At 45.7% G+C, this 17215-nt stretch carries 13 protein-coding genes and 2 CRISPR repeat arrays; of the genes, 6 read left to right on the top strand and 7 right to left on the bottom strand.

Features of this window, described 5'->3' with window-relative positions; genetic code table 11:
• Positions 1-103: 103 nt before the first annotated feature.
• The gene (locus RIE73_RS28805; protein WP_446404433.1) at positions 104-652 is read right to left on the bottom strand and encodes a Uma2 family endonuclease; all 549 of its coding nucleotides are present in this window, start codon (positions 650-652) and stop codon (positions 104-106) included.
• Between the two features lie 145 nt (positions 653-797).
• Between RIE73_RS28805 and RIE73_RS28800 the strand changes: the two genes are divergently transcribed.
• Together RIE73_RS28800 and RIE73_RS28795 are read left to right on the top strand one after the other, a co-directional pair.
• Positions 798-1031 (top strand): hypothetical protein, encoded by a 234-nt coding sequence (locus RIE73_RS28800; protein WP_446404432.1) that lies wholly within the window; start codon positions 798-800, stop codon positions 1029-1031.
• A gap of 83 nt (positions 1032-1114) precedes the next feature.
• Complete coding sequence (locus RIE73_RS28795; protein ID WP_446404431.1) at positions 1115-1468, top strand: hypothetical protein; 354 nt, start codon at positions 1115-1117, stop codon at positions 1466-1468.
• Between the two features lie 197 nt (positions 1469-1665).
• Positions 1666-2367: a CRISPR direct-repeat array (repeat unit 35 nt; unit sequence CTTTAGACTTCCCTAGAAGTCGAATTAATGGAAAC).
• Between the two features lie 398 nt (positions 2368-2765).
• Here the strand turns inward: RIE73_RS28795 and RIE73_RS28790 are convergent.
• From RIE73_RS28790 to cas10, 6 genes are all read right to left on the bottom strand, one after another.
• Complete coding sequence (locus RIE73_RS28790; protein WP_446404430.1) at positions 2766-4436, bottom strand: hypothetical protein; 1671 nt, start codon at positions 4434-4436, stop codon at positions 2766-2768.
• Between the two features lie 229 nt (positions 4437-4665).
• Complete coding sequence (locus tag RIE73_RS28785; RefSeq protein WP_446404429.1) at positions 4666-6354, bottom strand: RAMP superfamily CRISPR-associated protein; 1689 nt, start codon at positions 6352-6354, stop codon at positions 4666-4668.
• Positions 6354-6746, bottom strand: a complete 393-nt coding sequence (locus tag RIE73_RS28780; protein ID WP_446404428.1) for a hypothetical protein — start codon at positions 6744-6746, stop codon at positions 6354-6356. Before RIE73_RS28780 ends, RIE73_RS28785 begins: the two co-directional genes overlap by 1 nt.
• 133 nt (positions 6747-6879) lie before the next feature.
• Positions 6880-7752 carry a type III-B CRISPR module RAMP protein Cmr4 gene (gene cmr4, locus RIE73_RS28775; protein WP_446404427.1) on the bottom strand — a complete coding sequence of 291 codons (873 nt, stop codon included), beginning with the start codon at positions 7750-7752 and terminating at the stop codon, positions 6880-6882.
• A 52-nt stretch (positions 7753-7804) separates the two neighbouring features.
• Positions 7805-8929 (bottom strand): type III-B CRISPR module-associated Cmr3 family protein, encoded by a 1125-nt coding sequence (locus RIE73_RS28770; RefSeq protein WP_446404426.1) that lies wholly within the window; start codon positions 8927-8929, stop codon positions 7805-7807.
• Between the two features lie 125 nt (positions 8930-9054).
• Positions 9055-12108 carry a type III-B CRISPR-associated protein Cas10/Cmr2 gene (cas10, locus tag RIE73_RS28765; RefSeq protein WP_446404425.1) on the bottom strand — a complete coding sequence of 1018 codons (3054 nt, stop codon included), beginning with the start codon at positions 12106-12108 and terminating at the stop codon, positions 9055-9057.
• A gap of 266 nt (positions 12109-12374) precedes the next feature.
• Positions 12375-13365: direct repeats of the CRISPR family, unit length 37 nt; unit sequence GTTTCCATTAATTCAGCTTCCCAACAGAGTGGGAAAC.
• An 802-nt stretch (positions 13366-14167) separates the two neighbouring features.
• Here cas10 and RIE73_RS28760 point away from each other — a divergent pair.
• The 4 genes from RIE73_RS28760 (at position 14168) to RIE73_RS28745 (ending at position 16975) form a co-directional block, all read left to right on the top strand.
• Complete coding sequence (locus tag RIE73_RS28760; RefSeq protein WP_446404424.1) at positions 14168-14704, top strand: hypothetical protein; 537 nt, start codon at positions 14168-14170, stop codon at positions 14702-14704.
• A gap of 431 nt (positions 14705-15135) precedes the next feature.
• A complete protein-coding gene (locus tag RIE73_RS28755) occupies positions 15136-15825 on the top strand; it encodes an Rpn family recombination-promoting nuclease/putative transposase (protein WP_446404423.1) in 690 nt (229 codons plus the stop codon).
• Between the two features lie 338 nt (positions 15826-16163).
• Positions 16164-16508, top strand: coding sequence for a hypothetical protein (locus tag RIE73_RS28750; RefSeq protein ID WP_446404422.1), 345 nt, complete (start codon positions 16164-16166; stop codon positions 16506-16508).
• Between the two features lie 11 nt (positions 16509-16519).
• Positions 16520-16975 carry a nucleic acid-binding protein gene (locus RIE73_RS28745; protein WP_446404421.1) on the top strand — a complete coding sequence of 152 codons (456 nt, stop codon included), beginning with the start codon at positions 16520-16522 and terminating at the stop codon, positions 16973-16975.
• Positions 16976-17215 lie beyond the last annotated feature (240 nt).

Raw genomic sequence — 17215 nt, 5'->3', positions numbered from 1 at the left:
ATGAAATCAACCCTATAGGCTGGCACATTTTTCCATTATGAAGTAAGCCTCCCACAAAACCACGGCATTTGTCAATACTAAAATAGAAATGATTTTAGTGATTCTAGGCTAATAGTTCATCAACGGCTATACTGAAACCGGGTAAAACAGTTTGTGTACTCACCACTTCCCCAGAAGTAAACACTAATCTCTGGTTGTGAGTGGCGATAATAATCCAACGGCTTTCTGGAAAGACTAACCAAACTTCTTTACCCCCCGATTGTAAGTATTCTTGGGCTTTGAGAATCACATCTTCAGCTAAGTCAGTGGGGGAAACGATTTCTGCACTCAGGGGAAAACTGCGGGGGAGGACTTTTGCATCACCATATTGGCTGACAAGTTCTGGGGGAAGATAGGCGACATCGGGACAACGCCCTTGTTTATTGGTGCGACAAGGAACATCTGTATATACTTTTCCTCCTTGTCCACTGGAGTCTTTATAACTTCTCCAGTGAAAGTATAAATTACCCTGAATTTCACTATGTTTGAGTGTCATACCATTGGTCTCGATTAATTCTCCATTGATCCATTCTGTACCAATGGGGGGATTTTCCATCCAGTCGTCTAGGGAGAGAGGTTTGGTGTGAGTTGAGGGAATTGTTGAGGTGATCATTGTTAGAGATGAATTCGGTAATGTTTATAGGGTAACGCAGAGGTCAAGAGAGGGTAGCGCAGAGGTCAAGAGAGGGGTTATCCTTTGGGGGTTCGGTATCGAAAAAAGGTGGTTGTGTTAGGGATACAGCCGGAAATGGTGGTTGATGATCCGGCGTTTATTGTTTAGGGAAGTCGGTGTTAAGGGTGCAGATTGGGGTGTGGTTATGGGTCGTTTCTATGCTTATGGGCGTCAGGGTTGGCAATGGGGTTGGCAGTATGTTGTTTGGTTAGATGAAGCGTCTCCCAGTTCAGTTGGGACGGTGGCGGATACGGCTTGGGAAGAGGATTTACAACCGTTAGAGGTAGAGGGAACACAACTCTTAGATAGTCAGCTTTAGCTGACTTGAGGTTTTAGCCTTGGGTTTTAACCCAAGGCGGTTGGTGAGACTGTCAAAAACAAGGGCGTCGTTTGTCATGGTGGGTGAGTCAATCGGGTAGCCATTGTTATCGTTTGACTTATTTACCTGCACCTGTGGAGGAATGGCGTTTGCTTCCTGATGATACTCATCCTTCTAGGAAACGACTTCTTTCAATTCTTAAGCGGATTTTGGAGAGTATCAGAGGAGAAAGCATGATAGGATTGGCGGTGGAGCAAGTCTCTTTAGAGTCGTCGGTAGAGGATGATTCTCGTCCTTGGACAATTGTCCGTCTATTACCTGATGCGAGATGCTGTACGGTAGCCCGGTTTGTTAACCGTCAGGATGCGGATGATCAGGTGAGATTTTTGCAGCGCTATGTACCAGGGGCAAAGTTTGAGGTGGTGTTCGATCCGTAGTAGTCTGGTAGGGGTCAGGCGATCGCGGAAAGCTTTGTTTTTGGGTTGACCCCTACAAACCTGGCTCTGGGTAAGGGTTTGAGGCTTTGAGTTGAGGGGGTTATTGAGAATAAGTTGCAGGTATTTGCCTCAGATCTTGACCCCTACAAAATTGGGGGTGTAGAATTGGCTCAGAGAGAGGCTCCCATCGGGTGGCTCTTTAGACTTCCCTAGAAGTCGAATTAATGGAAACTCTTTTAAAATAGCCTCTTGGACCCCTTTTACTTTTTTTGCTTTAGACTTCCCTAGAAGTCGAATTAATGGAAACGGTTCACCATGAACTTCTGATGCAATGCAAAAGATAGGTCTTTAGACTTCCCTAGAAGTCGAATTAATGGAAACTTGAGCCCGTTAGGAGTGAAGGTGAGCCCTTGAGAGCTTTAGACTTCCCTAGAAGTCGAATTAATGGAAACGCTAAGTCGGCACTGGAGTCAGCGCCGTTATCCCAGACACTTTAGACTTCCCTAGAAGTCGAATTAATGGAAACAGCGAACAGAACGTTTGGAGGTAATTCCAATTAGGGTGAACAACTTTAGACTTCCCTAGAAGTCGAATTAATGGAAACGCTGTTTACTTTTTTAGAAAAATCTTGTAAAGCCAAGACTTTAGACTTCCCTAGAAGTCGAATTAATGGAAACTTGTATAGATTACACAGTTTCAGATAAGATTCCGCGATTCTTTAGACTTCCCTAGAAGTCGAATTAATGGAAACATAAAAAGAGGTTTATCCTTAGAATTGTTTTTCACAACAATCCTTTAGACTTCCCTAGAAGTCGAATTAATGGAAACACTTTCAAAAAGTACACCGGTAATTCCTGACCCGATCTTTAGACTTCCCTAGAAGTCGAATTAATGGAAACGATGTGAACAAGAGAGGGCGACCCGATCAAATTGAGTGGACTGGTATTGTTAATTGATGCAAGCGGGTCGCCCCTACAAAGATTCCACAGGTTTTTGCCCAAATTAATCGGCGAAATCTGTTCAGACAAATACAGAAAAGAAACCGTAGGGGCGCACCGACGTGCGCCCTATTGCTGACGTGCGCCCTGCCTATTGCTGACGTGCGCCCTGCCTATTGCCGACGTGCGCCCTGTTGCTAACGTTGCCTAGAAAACTTGAAAATCAAAAGCGATCGCACCCAGTTGGAGAAAAGCGCGATCGCATGAAAAAATAGCTCTATATCTCCTGATTCACCAATCGTTGCGTAACTTCAGTTTAAACCTAAACCCAATAACTCTCAAGGGACAATCATCAAACTTTATCCCTTACCCAATAACTGCTCAATTGTCCAATCCTTAACCTCAGAATAGATATAGTATTTCGCCTGATCCCCGACAAATTGCTGACGCAACTCATCCTCCACAATGCCAAACCCATTCTGAAGAATTTGACTCATCACCGATTGAATATGATTCGGTTGACAGGCGTCAGCGTCTTTGGGTGAACGAGAATTCCATAACTCCCACATCCGCTGCTTGGACACCCCGTCACTACTATGAATTAAATGATTACGCTGAATCGCCCAATAATCTAAACGCTTTAATAAGGTTAGCATCTCTTGCCAAAATAAATCCTCTTCCGGAACATTACGACACTTAACCAAAACCTGGATAAAATTGCGCTTGAGATAACGATTCATTAACTGAAATGTTGGCTGTCTGCGTAAATTATTACGGTGTAATTTAGCACAGTGTCCATCATCTAACTCTTTAAACCACTCCCATAACTCTTCCCCCATTTGCTGACGCATCACCACCGTATCCAGATGCCATTTTTGCAAGTCTCCGCTAAAATAGGCTTCCGGGTTTAGTTTTCGGTTCACTTGATAAAGGGTTTCCTCATAAAAGGAAGACATCCCAATTAATAAATTCGCCACTTGGTTTAATTCCCAATAAATACGACATTTGGTATAAATATTTAACAAGCGATTGTAGGGGTTAACCTGTTTAACTAACTGACTTGATAGCTGTAACCGGGAACTTTGAATGGATTGGTTGACTGTCTTGTGATCCAAATTGAAACAGTGAACCGCTAGGGCTAGGTTTTGAATCACTTTAGCAATCAAATGATGATCTGCTACCAGCTTTTGATCAGAAATGTAAGGCTTTAAGAACTTGAGAACCCCTTTCCAAGCTTTCAGGATTTCAACTGCCCCATTGAAATCCCAGCGTTTGTCCAGCAACAGTTTAACGGTTTGATAAGTTTGAGTACGGCGATACTGCCAATAGGAAATAAAGTGACAATCTGAATACTTTCCAGCTAAGACATTCTTAATCGAGAGGTGAGGTTCAATAAACAGTTGTTTGCCAATCTCCGATGACATCGCCTGCACCCGTAAAGCGGTTTGCATTTGAGGAGTCCCGCCTTTGATACTAATTAGGAGTTCCTCCTGGGGATTAAGTTGGCTGAAAAACTGATAATATTCGTAGAGGAGTCCATCTTGGTCAATGGCGGATACTGTAGCGGGGATGGGAACAGGGATTAGTTGAATCGTATCTCCCATTTCCGCCTGAAACCACTGGTTCAAGATATCGAATAAATAGACAGAATCTAAATCATGTCCTGGTCCCGGTGGTTGGTTGGTGATAAAAATATAGACGGTTCGTACCTTGAATTTTTCCTGCGCTTCGACAAGGGTTCCCCAAATTCGACCCGGACGAATCCGAGAATGCCATGCTTCTGGCTGTTGTTGATAAGCGTCTCGTAGTTTATGAGTCAGGTTGCGGAAGGTGAAGGGTTTTACGTTTAATTCTTGGCAAAGGATTTGTTCGACAAATTCGCGTCTACTTTGCCAAGCTGCGTCTTCGTCAGGGGTTAAACCGGAATAATCAATATTGGGTTCATTGCGGTTAAACCCAATCGGAAAGTAATGGTCATCGACGTTTACGGTGAGGTCAGATGTGCCGATATTTGCGATTAAAATAGCCATGGTATAAATTGTATAAATTGTGGAAATTGTAAAACTTGTACAAATTGTGAAAATTGTGGAAATTGTAGGGTGCGTTAGCGAAGCGTAACGCACCATGATTCAAGTTGTCGGTTGGGTTGACTCAACGGAATAAAGGGCTAAGGTTCCCTTACTACAAAACTCAAGTTATCGGTTGGGTTGACGTATGTTACTCAACGGAATAGGCTAAAGCCCTTACTACAAGCCCTTACTACGAACTTGTTGTCCAAACGGGAATAGAATCCTTGGGTAAGGCTTGGATAAAGGCGGCGCGACTCGACTGATTTGCCCCGAAAACTGTTACCGTTTGATAGGGGGTCTTACCTTCGGGAAAATTGGACTTAATGACGACATAGGATGGCGTTTCTAACTTGCCACCAACATTAGCATTCCCTTCTCCCTGTTTATTCACCCCTTTAAAACGAGGTTCATACAGCAGAGTTAACGCCTTTCCCCGTACCTGGGACGTTATTCCATCACGCCGCCAATCGCGGATATCTTCGGGATGTTGTAATTTGGGACAAGGTACGAGATAAATGCAGGCGTTGTTATTCAAAACATCCTGATATCGTCCTCCTGGTTTTCCCGGATTACCGTTACCGGGGACACCTTCAGGAGTTTCTACAGCGAGAAAAGCCTTCTGTATTGCTGGCAGGAATTCTATCTGCCAAGTTTTTGGACGTGACGATAATTGAGGTTTGGTTAATTGCCAATGACAACCACGTAATCCAGGATAGGGTTCATTCCAATGTAAAGGGCGTCTTGACCCTTTGCCAATTCCCCCTAAATGAGAGGCTAGTTCTAAGACGCGGCAAATTAAACTTAAATGCTTCTTGTTCTGGGCTTCGAGGCAAATCTTACCTTGATATACGTGAGGATGATAATTATCCCCCGGCTTATCCTCTTCCCAATCTACGCCAATGCGAAGACTTCCCCATTGGCTAGTAGGTTCGAGAGTGCCAAAGAGGGTGGCTTCTAGATGTTGACATTGTTGAGGGGGATATAATCCTAGGGCAATTGCCCGAAACCAATAGCGTAACATCCCGCGCACAGCAGTGGGACGAAATTCTGGCGTACCTTTTTCACCGTTTGTGGGGGCAAATGCGCCATACATTCCGGCTGTCCACAACTGAAACGGATAGGTTTTTTTTAGCCAACCTTTCTGTTTTTCAGTTAAGTTTGTGCGTCCATATCCGGCACTTACCCGTGACCCCAATCCGGATACAGCTAGGGCTTTTTCTAACCATCCCTTGACGAGTTTCACATCCTCTGAATTTCCCCGACGGGTGGGGGCTAAACCAATTACTAATTCGGGCATTTCCATGGAGAGTAAAGCATGGGGTTCAGGTTTATAGTTAACCCGATGGTTCTGCCAATGCCATTGGGGATTTGCCATATCCACACTCAGGGAAGGTCGAGTGGGGAAGGCATCCAGAAACTGTACACAACCGATACCTTGGTCTAGAGTACCAAAGAGTCGATTTATTTGGTCAGGATAATCAGTCCGCGCCCAAGCCAGAACCATTCCTTTGAGACTACTGGCGGGGATATAAGGGATGCCATAAACGGGATGAAAGACGGGTAAAAGTAAGTCATTAAATCCACGAGTTCCTCCCACTCGCAGCCGCCAGGGAAATTCAATGGTGAGAGTTTCTGTGGCTAGGGATTTAGTTTTTTGGGTCAGTTGTTCGTAAACGGATTCACAGGTATCATCGGCATCGACGGCGGCATTGAGGGCGGCTTGGGCAGTGGGTTTACCGATATATAGGGTATGATTTAATGCTTGTAAAGGTGGGGTGATACGCTGCTTTTTGACAGTGGGTTGGGGATGATTGGTTCTAGCGGTTGCCCGCATGGTGGCGGCGGATATAGGGGTGGGGTGATGGCGATTGTTACTCATTATTGTTCTGCTTCTCCTAATACAGCGGGTGCCCAAAATGACCATTCTTTGGCTAACTGTATGGCTAAATGATTTAAGGCGGTGTATTGACGTAGGGGTAAGTGAATTAAACTGCCTTCGTCGTTAACGTCAAAGTCTTCACCGCTAAAGTCTTTGAGTTTTTGGAGAAAGGTTTGGTAGACTACTCCTTTATATCGGGTATCTTCTGCTGTTCCGGCTAAAAATTTCTTCATGTCTCCACTGAGGCGATGTAATCCCCAAGTGGAAATGTAGGTGGTTAAGCCTTGGATTAAGCCACTGGCTTTTTTATGGTAGGGTTCATTTAATTCCTGTTTCAGTTCAACTAGGGCTAAATGCGCCGTTTGACTGAATTGGCGTGTATCTAGTTTCATACTTATTAATTCTCCGGGATGGTTTCAGAATTTACGCCGCTACATCTCAAGCCTTTGTTTGTAGTGAACACTTTAGTGTTCTAACGTCTAACTGGAGAAGCCTAAGGTTCCCTGACTACGAAGCCAATACAGCTTACATCTCCAGATTTTGTGTCAGTTTTATGGTTTGTAAATCTGCCCAACCTCGCCCTAATCCTTCTAATCCACCAAATTGCAGGCGTTGATTTAAGATTGTTTTGAGATGGCGGCGTATGGGTTTAGTTTCCTCCTCATGTTTACTTTGTTTCATTCCCCAAGGAAAGAATAAGACGGCTTCGGGGGGAATGGCTTCTTCGGAACGGAAGGAACCCCCTTTAACGGTTTTGCTGGTTTCTTCGAGTGCGACACGTACTTCTCGTTGTAAGCCGAGTTCAACTAAGGCGTTACAGTCTTCATCACTTAAAATTACCAGTTTTTGGGTTAGCTGAGAAATCATTCCTTGGGCTTGGATGAGGGGGGTTAAGGGTTTAGATAGGGGGGAACTATCGAGTTGAGTTAGGTTTGATGGTTTCAGAAGTGCTGTTTGTAAATAAAGGGGTGCGGGGGGAAAACTCACACAAGCGGGTTTGCTGTCGGAAATAGTCTGGCGACAGTGTTGAATGAATGGAGTCAGAGGGGTTTTATCTAGCCATCGATTCCAGCGTTCTAGCCATAGGGGACAGGTAATCCAGATGAAATGATGACTTAAGGAGGCGATGGGGAAAAAGAGTAATGTGGCATCGGCAAACCAAACTTCTCCTTCGGTGGGTTGCATTCCATCTTTAATTTTTTGTCCAAATAATAGTCCGGCGGTGTCTGGGTTTAGGGTTTCTAATTCTGAACGAATTTTGCCGCGTAGGGAGGAGGCGGGTAAGTAGGGAAATTCGGTGTGAACTTCACGGGCGATGCCCATTAAATTTCCTTCTTGGGAACTTGCCCCGGTGTGTAATGGGGTGAGTAGGTATACGTAGGTGAGATAATTATTCATGGTTATTGGTTATTGGTTATTTTTTATTTCTCTGTTGCCTGTTGCCTGTTGCCTATTGCCTTCTCTTCCCCCATAAAAGTTTGCCGTAATTCAATAATCGGAAGGTGTCTAAATGGGGAGTATGGCGAGTAGGTAAAACCTGGTGTTCCGAGGGTAGGGTATCCTGGAACAGGTAAACCGTACCAGGTGGGACAAATGCCCGTTGCGGGATTAGGGCAAATTCGGGATCACCCCGTTGTTCTGGAGATTGGGAAAGCCGCCGCCGTACCTGGGAAACGCCTCCCCAGAGTAAAGCGCGATCGCTAACGCATCCTTGGAGGAGTTTGTGCCAGTGGCTGGGGTATACTCCAGAGAGGGCGGTCTGTGTTTCGGCGAGTCCTGGGGTGAGTAAGTAGGCAATGTTACTTGTGGCTTGGGGGTGTTCATACGCCTGTAATGCTTGCCATGGCTGAAAATTGGCTAAGGGGGAGACAATCGCCCGATGTCCTTCACCGCCGAGGCGGATGACGTGGGGGGATTTGAATTTGACACTCATGGCGGCGATGAGTTTCCACCCAGGATGCAGGCGAATGGCGACTTCGGTAAAATAGCCGTCTTGGTCTTTGACCTGTCTTGTGCCATCCTCTAGATGACTATGGGGGAGAATTTGCACAGACCAAGGGTTATCGTGAAAGTCTGGGGGTTGGAGTTCGTTTCCCTGGAGGTATTGAGTTAATCCCTTGGCGGTCATCCAGGGGTAAGGTCTGCATATTGATTGATTTTTGTCAAGGGGTGGTGAAACCATGGGCGGGAGTCCATCGGGGTCAAAGGATAGGTATGAGTCGGCGGCGTTGGCGGTGGAAAGGGGTTCTAGGCGGCGGGTTGTCTGCCAGTCGTTGCTGTTTTTTTCGATATCATCGTCGGGGGCGTCTGAGGTTGACAGGTTGGTTCTAATTGCTAATAAATCCTTGGGAGTGGGGACATAAAGTTGATGGTGAGAATCCAGGAGGAATGGACCGAGGAAGGTTAAATCCCGTGTTTTTTGGTGGTAGGTAGGGAGACGCGATCGCAAGGCTTGAAATAGGGTGATTGGTAAAGGTGGAAATTGTCCCTTCGCCCAGGAACCTTCCCCCGGTGTAAAGGGTTTAGCTTCGCGAAATAGGAGTACGTCTAGGGGTTCAATGGTGTACCAATACATAAGTAGGTCGGGTTAATTCAAGGTAACGGTTGAGATCGTCATTGGTCATTGGTCATTGGTCATTTGTTATACTCGCTTTCATCGATGAACAAGCTATGTTATTAGGTCTTCTGCCTTCTCTATTTTCACCATTGATTTCGTTGCCTCATTTTATCGACCCAGAAGGCGCTAAATCGTAATACATTGGCTAAATCGTGAGGTTGAGTACCGAGGGCATTTGCGCCCACATATTTTTGGGTGTAAAATGCCCATTGTTCCCATTCATCTAGCCAGTGGCATAGATTGGTTTTAATCCTCTCTGATAGGGTTTCATCGCGTCGATTGATAATCACCAAGGCGGCTTGACTCAATAGGCGATCGCTTGCTGTTAAATAGGCGCGTTTAGGTAAAGTTTCGGCTAATCGATACAGGAGGGGACTCAGGTCAGTTTCTTGATCCGGTTGCATCACTGCCCACCAGGAGTTTAATAAATCCCCTTTCATCAGGGCTTCTAACATATTCCCCCCACCATAAATGACCCGAAAACAGAGACCATCTTTATCCGGAAAATGGGGGTCATGATCCGATTTTGGCGTACCTTTGAGTTGTTTTGCCCGGTCTTTTTCCGCACTCCAGAGGTTTTCTAATACTGTGGGTAAGGGAACTGTTTTATGGGCAATTACAATTCCCATACTCATCGTCGCCCCTTCTCCCATGGTGAATAATGGGCGGTGGGGAAGTTCGGGAATTGGGGTTTGACAATGCCAGTACCCCCCCTGACTTTTAAACTCTGCTTTCGGATCATTTCCTCCACACCAAGCCGCCCGCAAGGATTGCACAAATTCCGGTAAATCCTCTAGAGGTAATACCGCCATCACATCATCGCCGCCACTGTAAACAACTTTGCCACAGAATCGCTTTTCGGTGAGGTAAGGAACTAGGCGATTGGAGAAATCTAAGAGGGCGCGATTGAGTCCAATGTGAGTCGCGGGTCCCATGCGTTTTTGGGTGTGATGGAGTAAGTCGTGAAATCCGGCAACGGTTTGACTTGCAGGTTCGATATAATCGGGGATAATGTAGTCGTTATAGGGTTTCAATTTTCGCCCAGAGACATATTTCCCCATGCCATCTCCATCAGCTAAAATCATCACCCACCAATCCCCAGGACTGCCATTTGTCAAACCGACTTGTTGATGGGCGGTATCAACAATCTGTCGCAAGGTTTCTAGGGAATTGGCGGTGTCTGATCCGGGGGAAGTGGGATTGAGTCCTAAGTCTTCAGCTAACCATTTACTGGAAAACATGACCCCGTTGAAGTTCTGCCCGTTTTGGTGATGGGGATTAAGTTGATTGTCGGTTTTGGGAACATGAAAGGGACGATTACGAGTGCGTTGACAAAAGGTTTTTTCGTGGGCGGATAACTGGTGCTGAATTAACCCTCGGAGAACCCGCCAATAGTGACGGATTTTGTCAGGATGAGTATGGGCAAATCGGGCGGCGGCAATGGAGGTAAGATTGGGAAATCGGATCAGGTGTTCGCTGTCTTGGGGAAGGGAGGAGGGGGAGGTTTCGCTGTTTTCAGTGAGGCTTTCGCCAATCCCTAAGGATTCAGCCACTCCCCCATAAATCCATGCCATCCGCTTGGTTAATTCTAAGGCATTGAGTTTCTCAGAACCGTTAAACAGTCCCGGATAAACCTGCGCCATGACTCGCCAGAAAAGCCGCATCGAACCCGCTGCTACTCCTGCCCCTTCTCGGAGTTTTTGATGATAATGAAAATGGGGATGAACGGCGCTAAATTGACCAGAAAGGGTGGAACGTTCACCCGGGGCGGTGGGAATTTGCCAGGTGCGAGTATTTTTAACCGATTGGATTAATTGTCCGAGGCGGGATTGTCCATTTCCCCACCAAGTTCCGGCGTTGAGGGTATCATAGGCTTGTTCCTCGGCTGGCGTCGGGATAGACTGATGACCCCGAGAGGGTGCGATCGCGTTTTGCTGATGTTTCCAGTTGGGGTCAAAGTGGTGGGGGTTGGTTTTGGTGATGATTAAGGGGTGATCTGGATGTCCCAAGGGTACGGCAGTCCAGTAAGGTTCCCAGGTATGATGAATTTGGGCGTCCCAGAGTTTGTTCCATTCCCAACAGCTAGGGTGTTGCCATTTTTCTAAGTCTCGTTGGCAAGCAGGGCGGTCAGATGGGGGAAATTCTTCTATAATTTTAGTTTGCTGGTCTTGGCTGGCGGGGTCTTGCAGAAAGGCAATGACCTGCTGTTTAATATCTTCTCGTACCCGATGTGCGATCGCCAACCAGGTTTCGGTGAGATGGTGACTCAGGCGTTTTCCCAAGGCTTCTGCTGCGGATTTACCGGGAACAATGGCGGTAATTACATTGGGGAATCCGGCGGTACTGAGACTGGTGGATTGTTGGCTAAGGAAACGACTCACCGGAGTTGTACCCTGTTGAACTTGGGCAAAGGTGGTGGCAAAATCTGGGTATTGGTGCAGGATAAAGGCATCAATAATTTCCTGACTCCACAGGGAAGGCGTAATCACCGCATCTGCACCATAGTCTTGGGCGATTTGCCAGCAGAGTTTGGCACTTAAATAATGGAGGAGGTAGGAACCCGCCCAGAAATCCAGGAATTTGCGCGAGGCTTTGATAAATTCTTGAACGGGGGAGAAGGTAAATAGGAACAGATAGGGATGGTGATTCGGGTATCCTGGTTGCCAATTATGGGGAATCGCACCCGCTAGGGCGGAAATGGTACTGGTGTAACTAGGGTGGGGACAATCGGGTAAGATTTTATGGGCGGGAATCAGTAAGGCGTTGGCGTCTTGGCTAGCCAGGAGTTCGGGGTAAAACCGCCAAAACCAGCAAAAGACTTTTTGGATATCCGATTCTGCCAGAATGGGGTTGAGGGAGGAGAGGCGTAAGTCTAGGGAGGCGGGTACGGATTGCGATTGACCACTAATCGGATGTTTACTAATTAAGGTGGGAGGGGTATCGGTAGTGGGATGCAAGTTTACGCGATCGGATGCACTACCAATATCCTGCAATAGTTGTCCCTGATTTTGCCACCAATGGTGCAAGTCTTGGAGATGGGGTTGGAGACAGTGTAATTGATGGCAGATTGCGGTGGCGTTGGTGGGGGATTCGGCGGTATGGATGAGGGCGTAAAGCTTCTGGTAAAAGGAAACCATGATTCTTTCCCTGGGCACGATTCCACAAGTTTATCTTTTGCTAAGGGGGGTGTCGATGGCTTTGGTGCGAATGACGAATTGAATTGTCCTTTGTCATTTGTCCTTTGTCATTCGTGATTGTAGAGGCGTAGCATGCTACGTCTCTACAGGGTTGCTGGACATTTTCGCTTCTTTGCTATGGAAAAGCCTGAGATATCAATCAACTCATACATCTCAGGCTTTCATTAATTCAGTAGGGTGGGCATTGCCCACCTACTAGCTTCAAGGTTTCTATTAATTCAGCTTCCCAACGAGGTGGGAAACTAGACAGGCATCGATGACACGATAGCGACTGTTCAAGCGTTTCCATTAATTCAGCTTCCCAACAGAGTGGGAAACAAGGTAATTCGACATCTGGGAGTAGACCGGGTGACATGTTTCCATTAATTCAGCTTCCCAACAGAGTGGGAAACCCTCACAAGACCTCACCTCAAGCCATCATGAATGACGGTTTCCATTAATTCAGCTTCCCAACAGAGTGGGAAACTCAGGAGGAAATCATTGCAGTATCGACTAATGGGGTGTTTCCATTAATTCAGCTTCCCAACAGAGTGGGAAACATACAAGGTATTTTATCTATGGCTTAACACCAGACAAGTTTCCATTAATTCAGCTTCCCAACAGAGTGGGAAACTCTCTGGCTTCAGAGGCATCCCTGCTGTCCCCGTCACGTTTCCATTAATTCAGCTTCCCAACAGAGTGGGAAACTGCCCGATGATATAACAACAGACAATGAAACCGAATAGTTTCCATTAATTCAGCTTCCCAACAGAGTGGGAAACCAAAACAGAGCAGAGACGATCGATAATCATTTATCTGTTTCCATTAATTCAGCTTCCCAACAGAGTGGGAAACTGGACGCCGCCATACCGATTTGTCATCAAGGGAGATGTTTCCATTAATTCAGCTTCCCAACAGAGTGGGAAACTACATTGGAAAATACGGTATTATACCTACTTTTGGTGTTTCCATTAATTCAGCTTCCCAACAGAGTGGGAAACCTCTAAGTTAACCAATGACAGATATCAAGGGCGATGTTTCCATTAATTCAGCTTCCCAACAGAGTGGGAAACCCAGCTTCCGAAATCCCCTACACCAAAGAGGAAAGGTTTCCATTAATTCAGCTTCCCAACAGAGTGGGAAACTGGAATGACAACAGTTTTTTCAATGGATATGGAAGTGTTTCCATTAATTCAGCTTCCCAACAGAGTGGGAAACTCCGGGGTTTGAAACCCCCTACAGCTATGCATTCTAGCAGAGATTTTGACGGCTGAAAATTTTAGGTTCATTTCAGCCCCGCTTATTGAAAATAATTCGTAATTACCAAGAAACTCTAAACGCTGAAACGCCATCACAGTAGAGGTTTCAGAACTTTTGACGGGAGTCCCGGTTTTTCGCCCCCACTTCCAGCCGTCAAATTTTGCTCTAGATTCGTACCCCATTCTTATCAAAGCCGTAACCTGTTGGGAATAGCTACACTGCTTTTCTTGAACCGTCTCTGCCATCATACCATTCCCTCAACCCTCAAGGGAAATAGGACTGACGCCGCCACCCCCATATAATGACAACGGTGCGTTACGCTACGCTAACACACGATGGCGGATTGACCCAGCTAAAATAGGACTTTGTTTGTAGTGAGAACTTTAGTTCTCTCGCCGCCTAGCTGTAGAGGGCTAAAGCCCTCACTACGTACCCAATCTATTGCACCATTTTAGCTGAGTCACGCCACTACGAATAGAGGTTTTGCGGAAGTCTTGGGGAAATCTAGAACCTGAGTCGGGGCGGGTTGAGTCACATCTCTTGTGCAACCGGAAAGATAATCGTGAAACCCGCCCCTACAAACCATCTCCTCAAACGACAGGAAGCCACAGCGGTTAAGACACATTATTTAGTAGAGACGTTCCGCCGGAACGTCTCTACAATGACAAAGGACAACTAACCAATTAGTCATTCGCATCAAATCCTAGCACCTGATTACCTTATCCCATTAAAGTAAAGAAGTCGAGACGGAGATGAACCAATGTTAGACGCTTCCCCATTCCCAACTCGATCAGGATTCAACAGTCTCCTTCCAGGATTTAACCTATCGCTACAAACCCAAGAACCCTTAAACCAACGGGTTCACTCTTTAACCTCCTTACCCTTACCCTCCTCTCACCCATCCCCCTTACCGATTGAAGAACTCTTATCAGCGTTTTCGGCAAATGTCTGGTTACTTGACCATAGTATCGGACTATTGATTCCCACAACCATTGATATTGATATCCCCTGTGATACATCAGCCTACGTGGAACAAGCCAAAACCTTAATGGCTAAATTATTCGAGGGAATCAGTTGGGTAGAACAATCGGGACTGTATAAAAGTGCTGTGGCGGGAATGGTGAGTGAAAAGAGTTATGTGATTAAGTCATTTATGACGCGACAAGCGTTAGTTGAACAGTTGCCAAGGGTTTTAAACTTTGTTGGCTATTTGCAGCAGGAATTACGCCAGGAAACGATGGCGTTAGAGATTGATGGAAAAATGATATTATTACAGATTGCACCGTCATACCCGTAGGGTGGGTTAGGCGGTGATTCTATTGGAAACGTTACCGCAAAATTGGATATCCGCCGTCACCTACCAATAAAAAAGCGAACCATTGATGCGTCACGCTGCGCTAACACACGATGGCGGCGTGACACACCTTATTTGGTGGATTAGAATTGTAGGGGCGCACCGACGTGCGCCCGGTTTAACCCTTCGACTTCGCGGCAATTGAGCCTGTCGAAATTCAGGGTTAACCGTCAAATCTATTCCACAATTTTAGCTGTGTCAGCCCGCTACTGAGTCGGGGCGGGTTTAGTTGAGTGAGTGGTTTGAGCCGGAGCGTTATTGGTAAAACCCGCCCCTACAAATCATCGGCTTGAGCGAAGGATCACAGTTACCCATTCAAGGTAGAATTGAAAAATAATCATTTTTTAGACTGAAACGATTGAGGAGTTATAAAGATGGAATTCATTAGCCCCAAGACTGATTTTGCTTTCAAGAAAATTTTTGGCTCCACCGATAGCAAAGATATCCTGATTAGCTTTTTAAATGCCTTGATTCATAATGCTAATCCAGTCATTCAGGATTTAGAAATCATTGACCCCTATAATCCTGGAGATGAGGTTGACCTAAAAGATAGCTCTCTGGATATCAAAGCTGTACTGGATAACGGCTCAACGGTGTTAATCGAGATGCAGGGATTCAAGGGGACGTCTTTTGAAAAGCGGGTCATTTATAATCTGATGACAACTTATGCCAATCAATTAAACCATGGGGAAGGATATTCGTACCTTAAACCTGTGATTACGTTAACGATTACGGATTTCCCTCTGTTTGACCAAACTCAGCACTTCCTGACGCGCTTTGGCTTGAAGGAACAACAAGAGTTGTTTAATTATATTGATCCGGAACTCGAACTGATTGTTGTTGAATTACCCAAGTTCACGAAAACGCTGGATGAATTAGACAGTTTAACGGATCAATGGATTTACTTTATTAAAGAGGCTGCCAACCTGGATGTGATCCCCCCCGCGTTTCAACACATTCCGGAACTGAATAAAGCGATGAATATGGCTAACCAAGAGAATTTAAGTGTAGAAGAGGTGGAAAAGTTACGTCAGCGAGAATTGTTTCTCGAAGAGCAACGGTGATTGATTGTTTGGAGTTTAGATTTCTCTGGAAGTCGAAGTGATGGAAACAAATTGCCGATATCTAAATTCAAAGCTTGGGTTATAGCCTTTAGACTTCTCCAGAAGTCGAATTAATGGAAACGATTAAGATAATAGGGCACGGCAATGCCGTGCCCCTACCACAGATAAGGAATAATTAATTCTGTAGGGACACGATACTATCGTGTCCTGATCTAATTTATTCGGACTGAAGGCTATATATCCTGAGTTGATATCCGGACGATTGAAAAATGTTATTATGGTTTGTGAGTGAGCTTTTCAGCCTGCGCTCTCTTGAGATATTTACTATTTACTGAACGATGTCTAAGCCAAACTTAAATAATATGCCCCTACCTGCTGAAACTGACTCAACAGAGGCTTGGGAACAAATAAGCAATGAAGTCGCCAAAATTCCTCAAAACTACTTGCCTCAATTACTTGAGATGATTCGTCTGTTTCGGGAGGTTGTAGTTGTCGAGAAAGACTCATCAGCCTATGGGAAGACAAGAGAATTGAGTCAATTACCGAAAGCTGAACGAATTAAACGAAATCAAGCCGCGATCGCACTGTTAAATTTATGGGTAGAGGAGGGGGATGAACAGGAGCAAAAAGAAACCTGGGAAATACTTAATCACGCTTTTAATCAACAGGGTGTTTCTATTTAAACCTACATTCGATGAGTCGATTCATAGTTTTGGACTCCAGTCCATTGGGAATGGTCACAAATCCTAAAGCTACGCCCCTAACTTTGGAGTGCAAGCAGTGGCTAACTTCATTACTCGCACAAGGGGAGATAGTGGTCATCCCTGAAATTGCTGACTATGAAGTTAGACGTGAATTGCTTCGGGTGGGTAAGGTAGCAGGTATCCGACAACTTGATCAATTGAAGAATACTTTAATGTATATCCCCATTGAGACACCTGTAATGCTTCTGGCGGCTCAATTATGGGCGAAAGCACGAAAGGAAGGAAGAGCAACAGCCGATCCTAAAGCCCTTGATGGAGATGTGATTCTGGCGGCTCAAGCGAGATTCTTAATGGCAAATGAAGGGAATGAGGTTATCATCGCGACGACTAATGTTAGGCATCTGTCTCAGTTTGTTGATGCCCGTGAATGGAGATTAATTCGCTGAAAGGGGTTATTTTTGAGGGGATGTTCTGGGTTAGGTTTCCGGGGGGGTCAGGCAATGGCTGAAATCCTTATGTTTTCGTAGACCCCCCCGGAGGTGGCTCCTCATAAGGGTAGGTTTTTTAAGATTGGGGTGGAGGTAAGACAAGGGAGACAGGTAGACCAGTAGACAAGGAAGAGTGAGAACGAAAAATCGGGCGTTTCGGCTTTTAGAAGTGAGTTTGACCGAACCTAATTTTGTACG

Origin of the sequence: Coleofasciculus sp. C1-SOL-03, from assembly GCF_040220555.1 — a bacterium.
Lineage (GTDB): Bacteria > Cyanobacteriota > Cyanobacteriia > Cyanobacteriales > Coleofasciculaceae > Coleofasciculus.
This window is presented reverse-complemented; position numbering and strand designations above follow the sequence as displayed.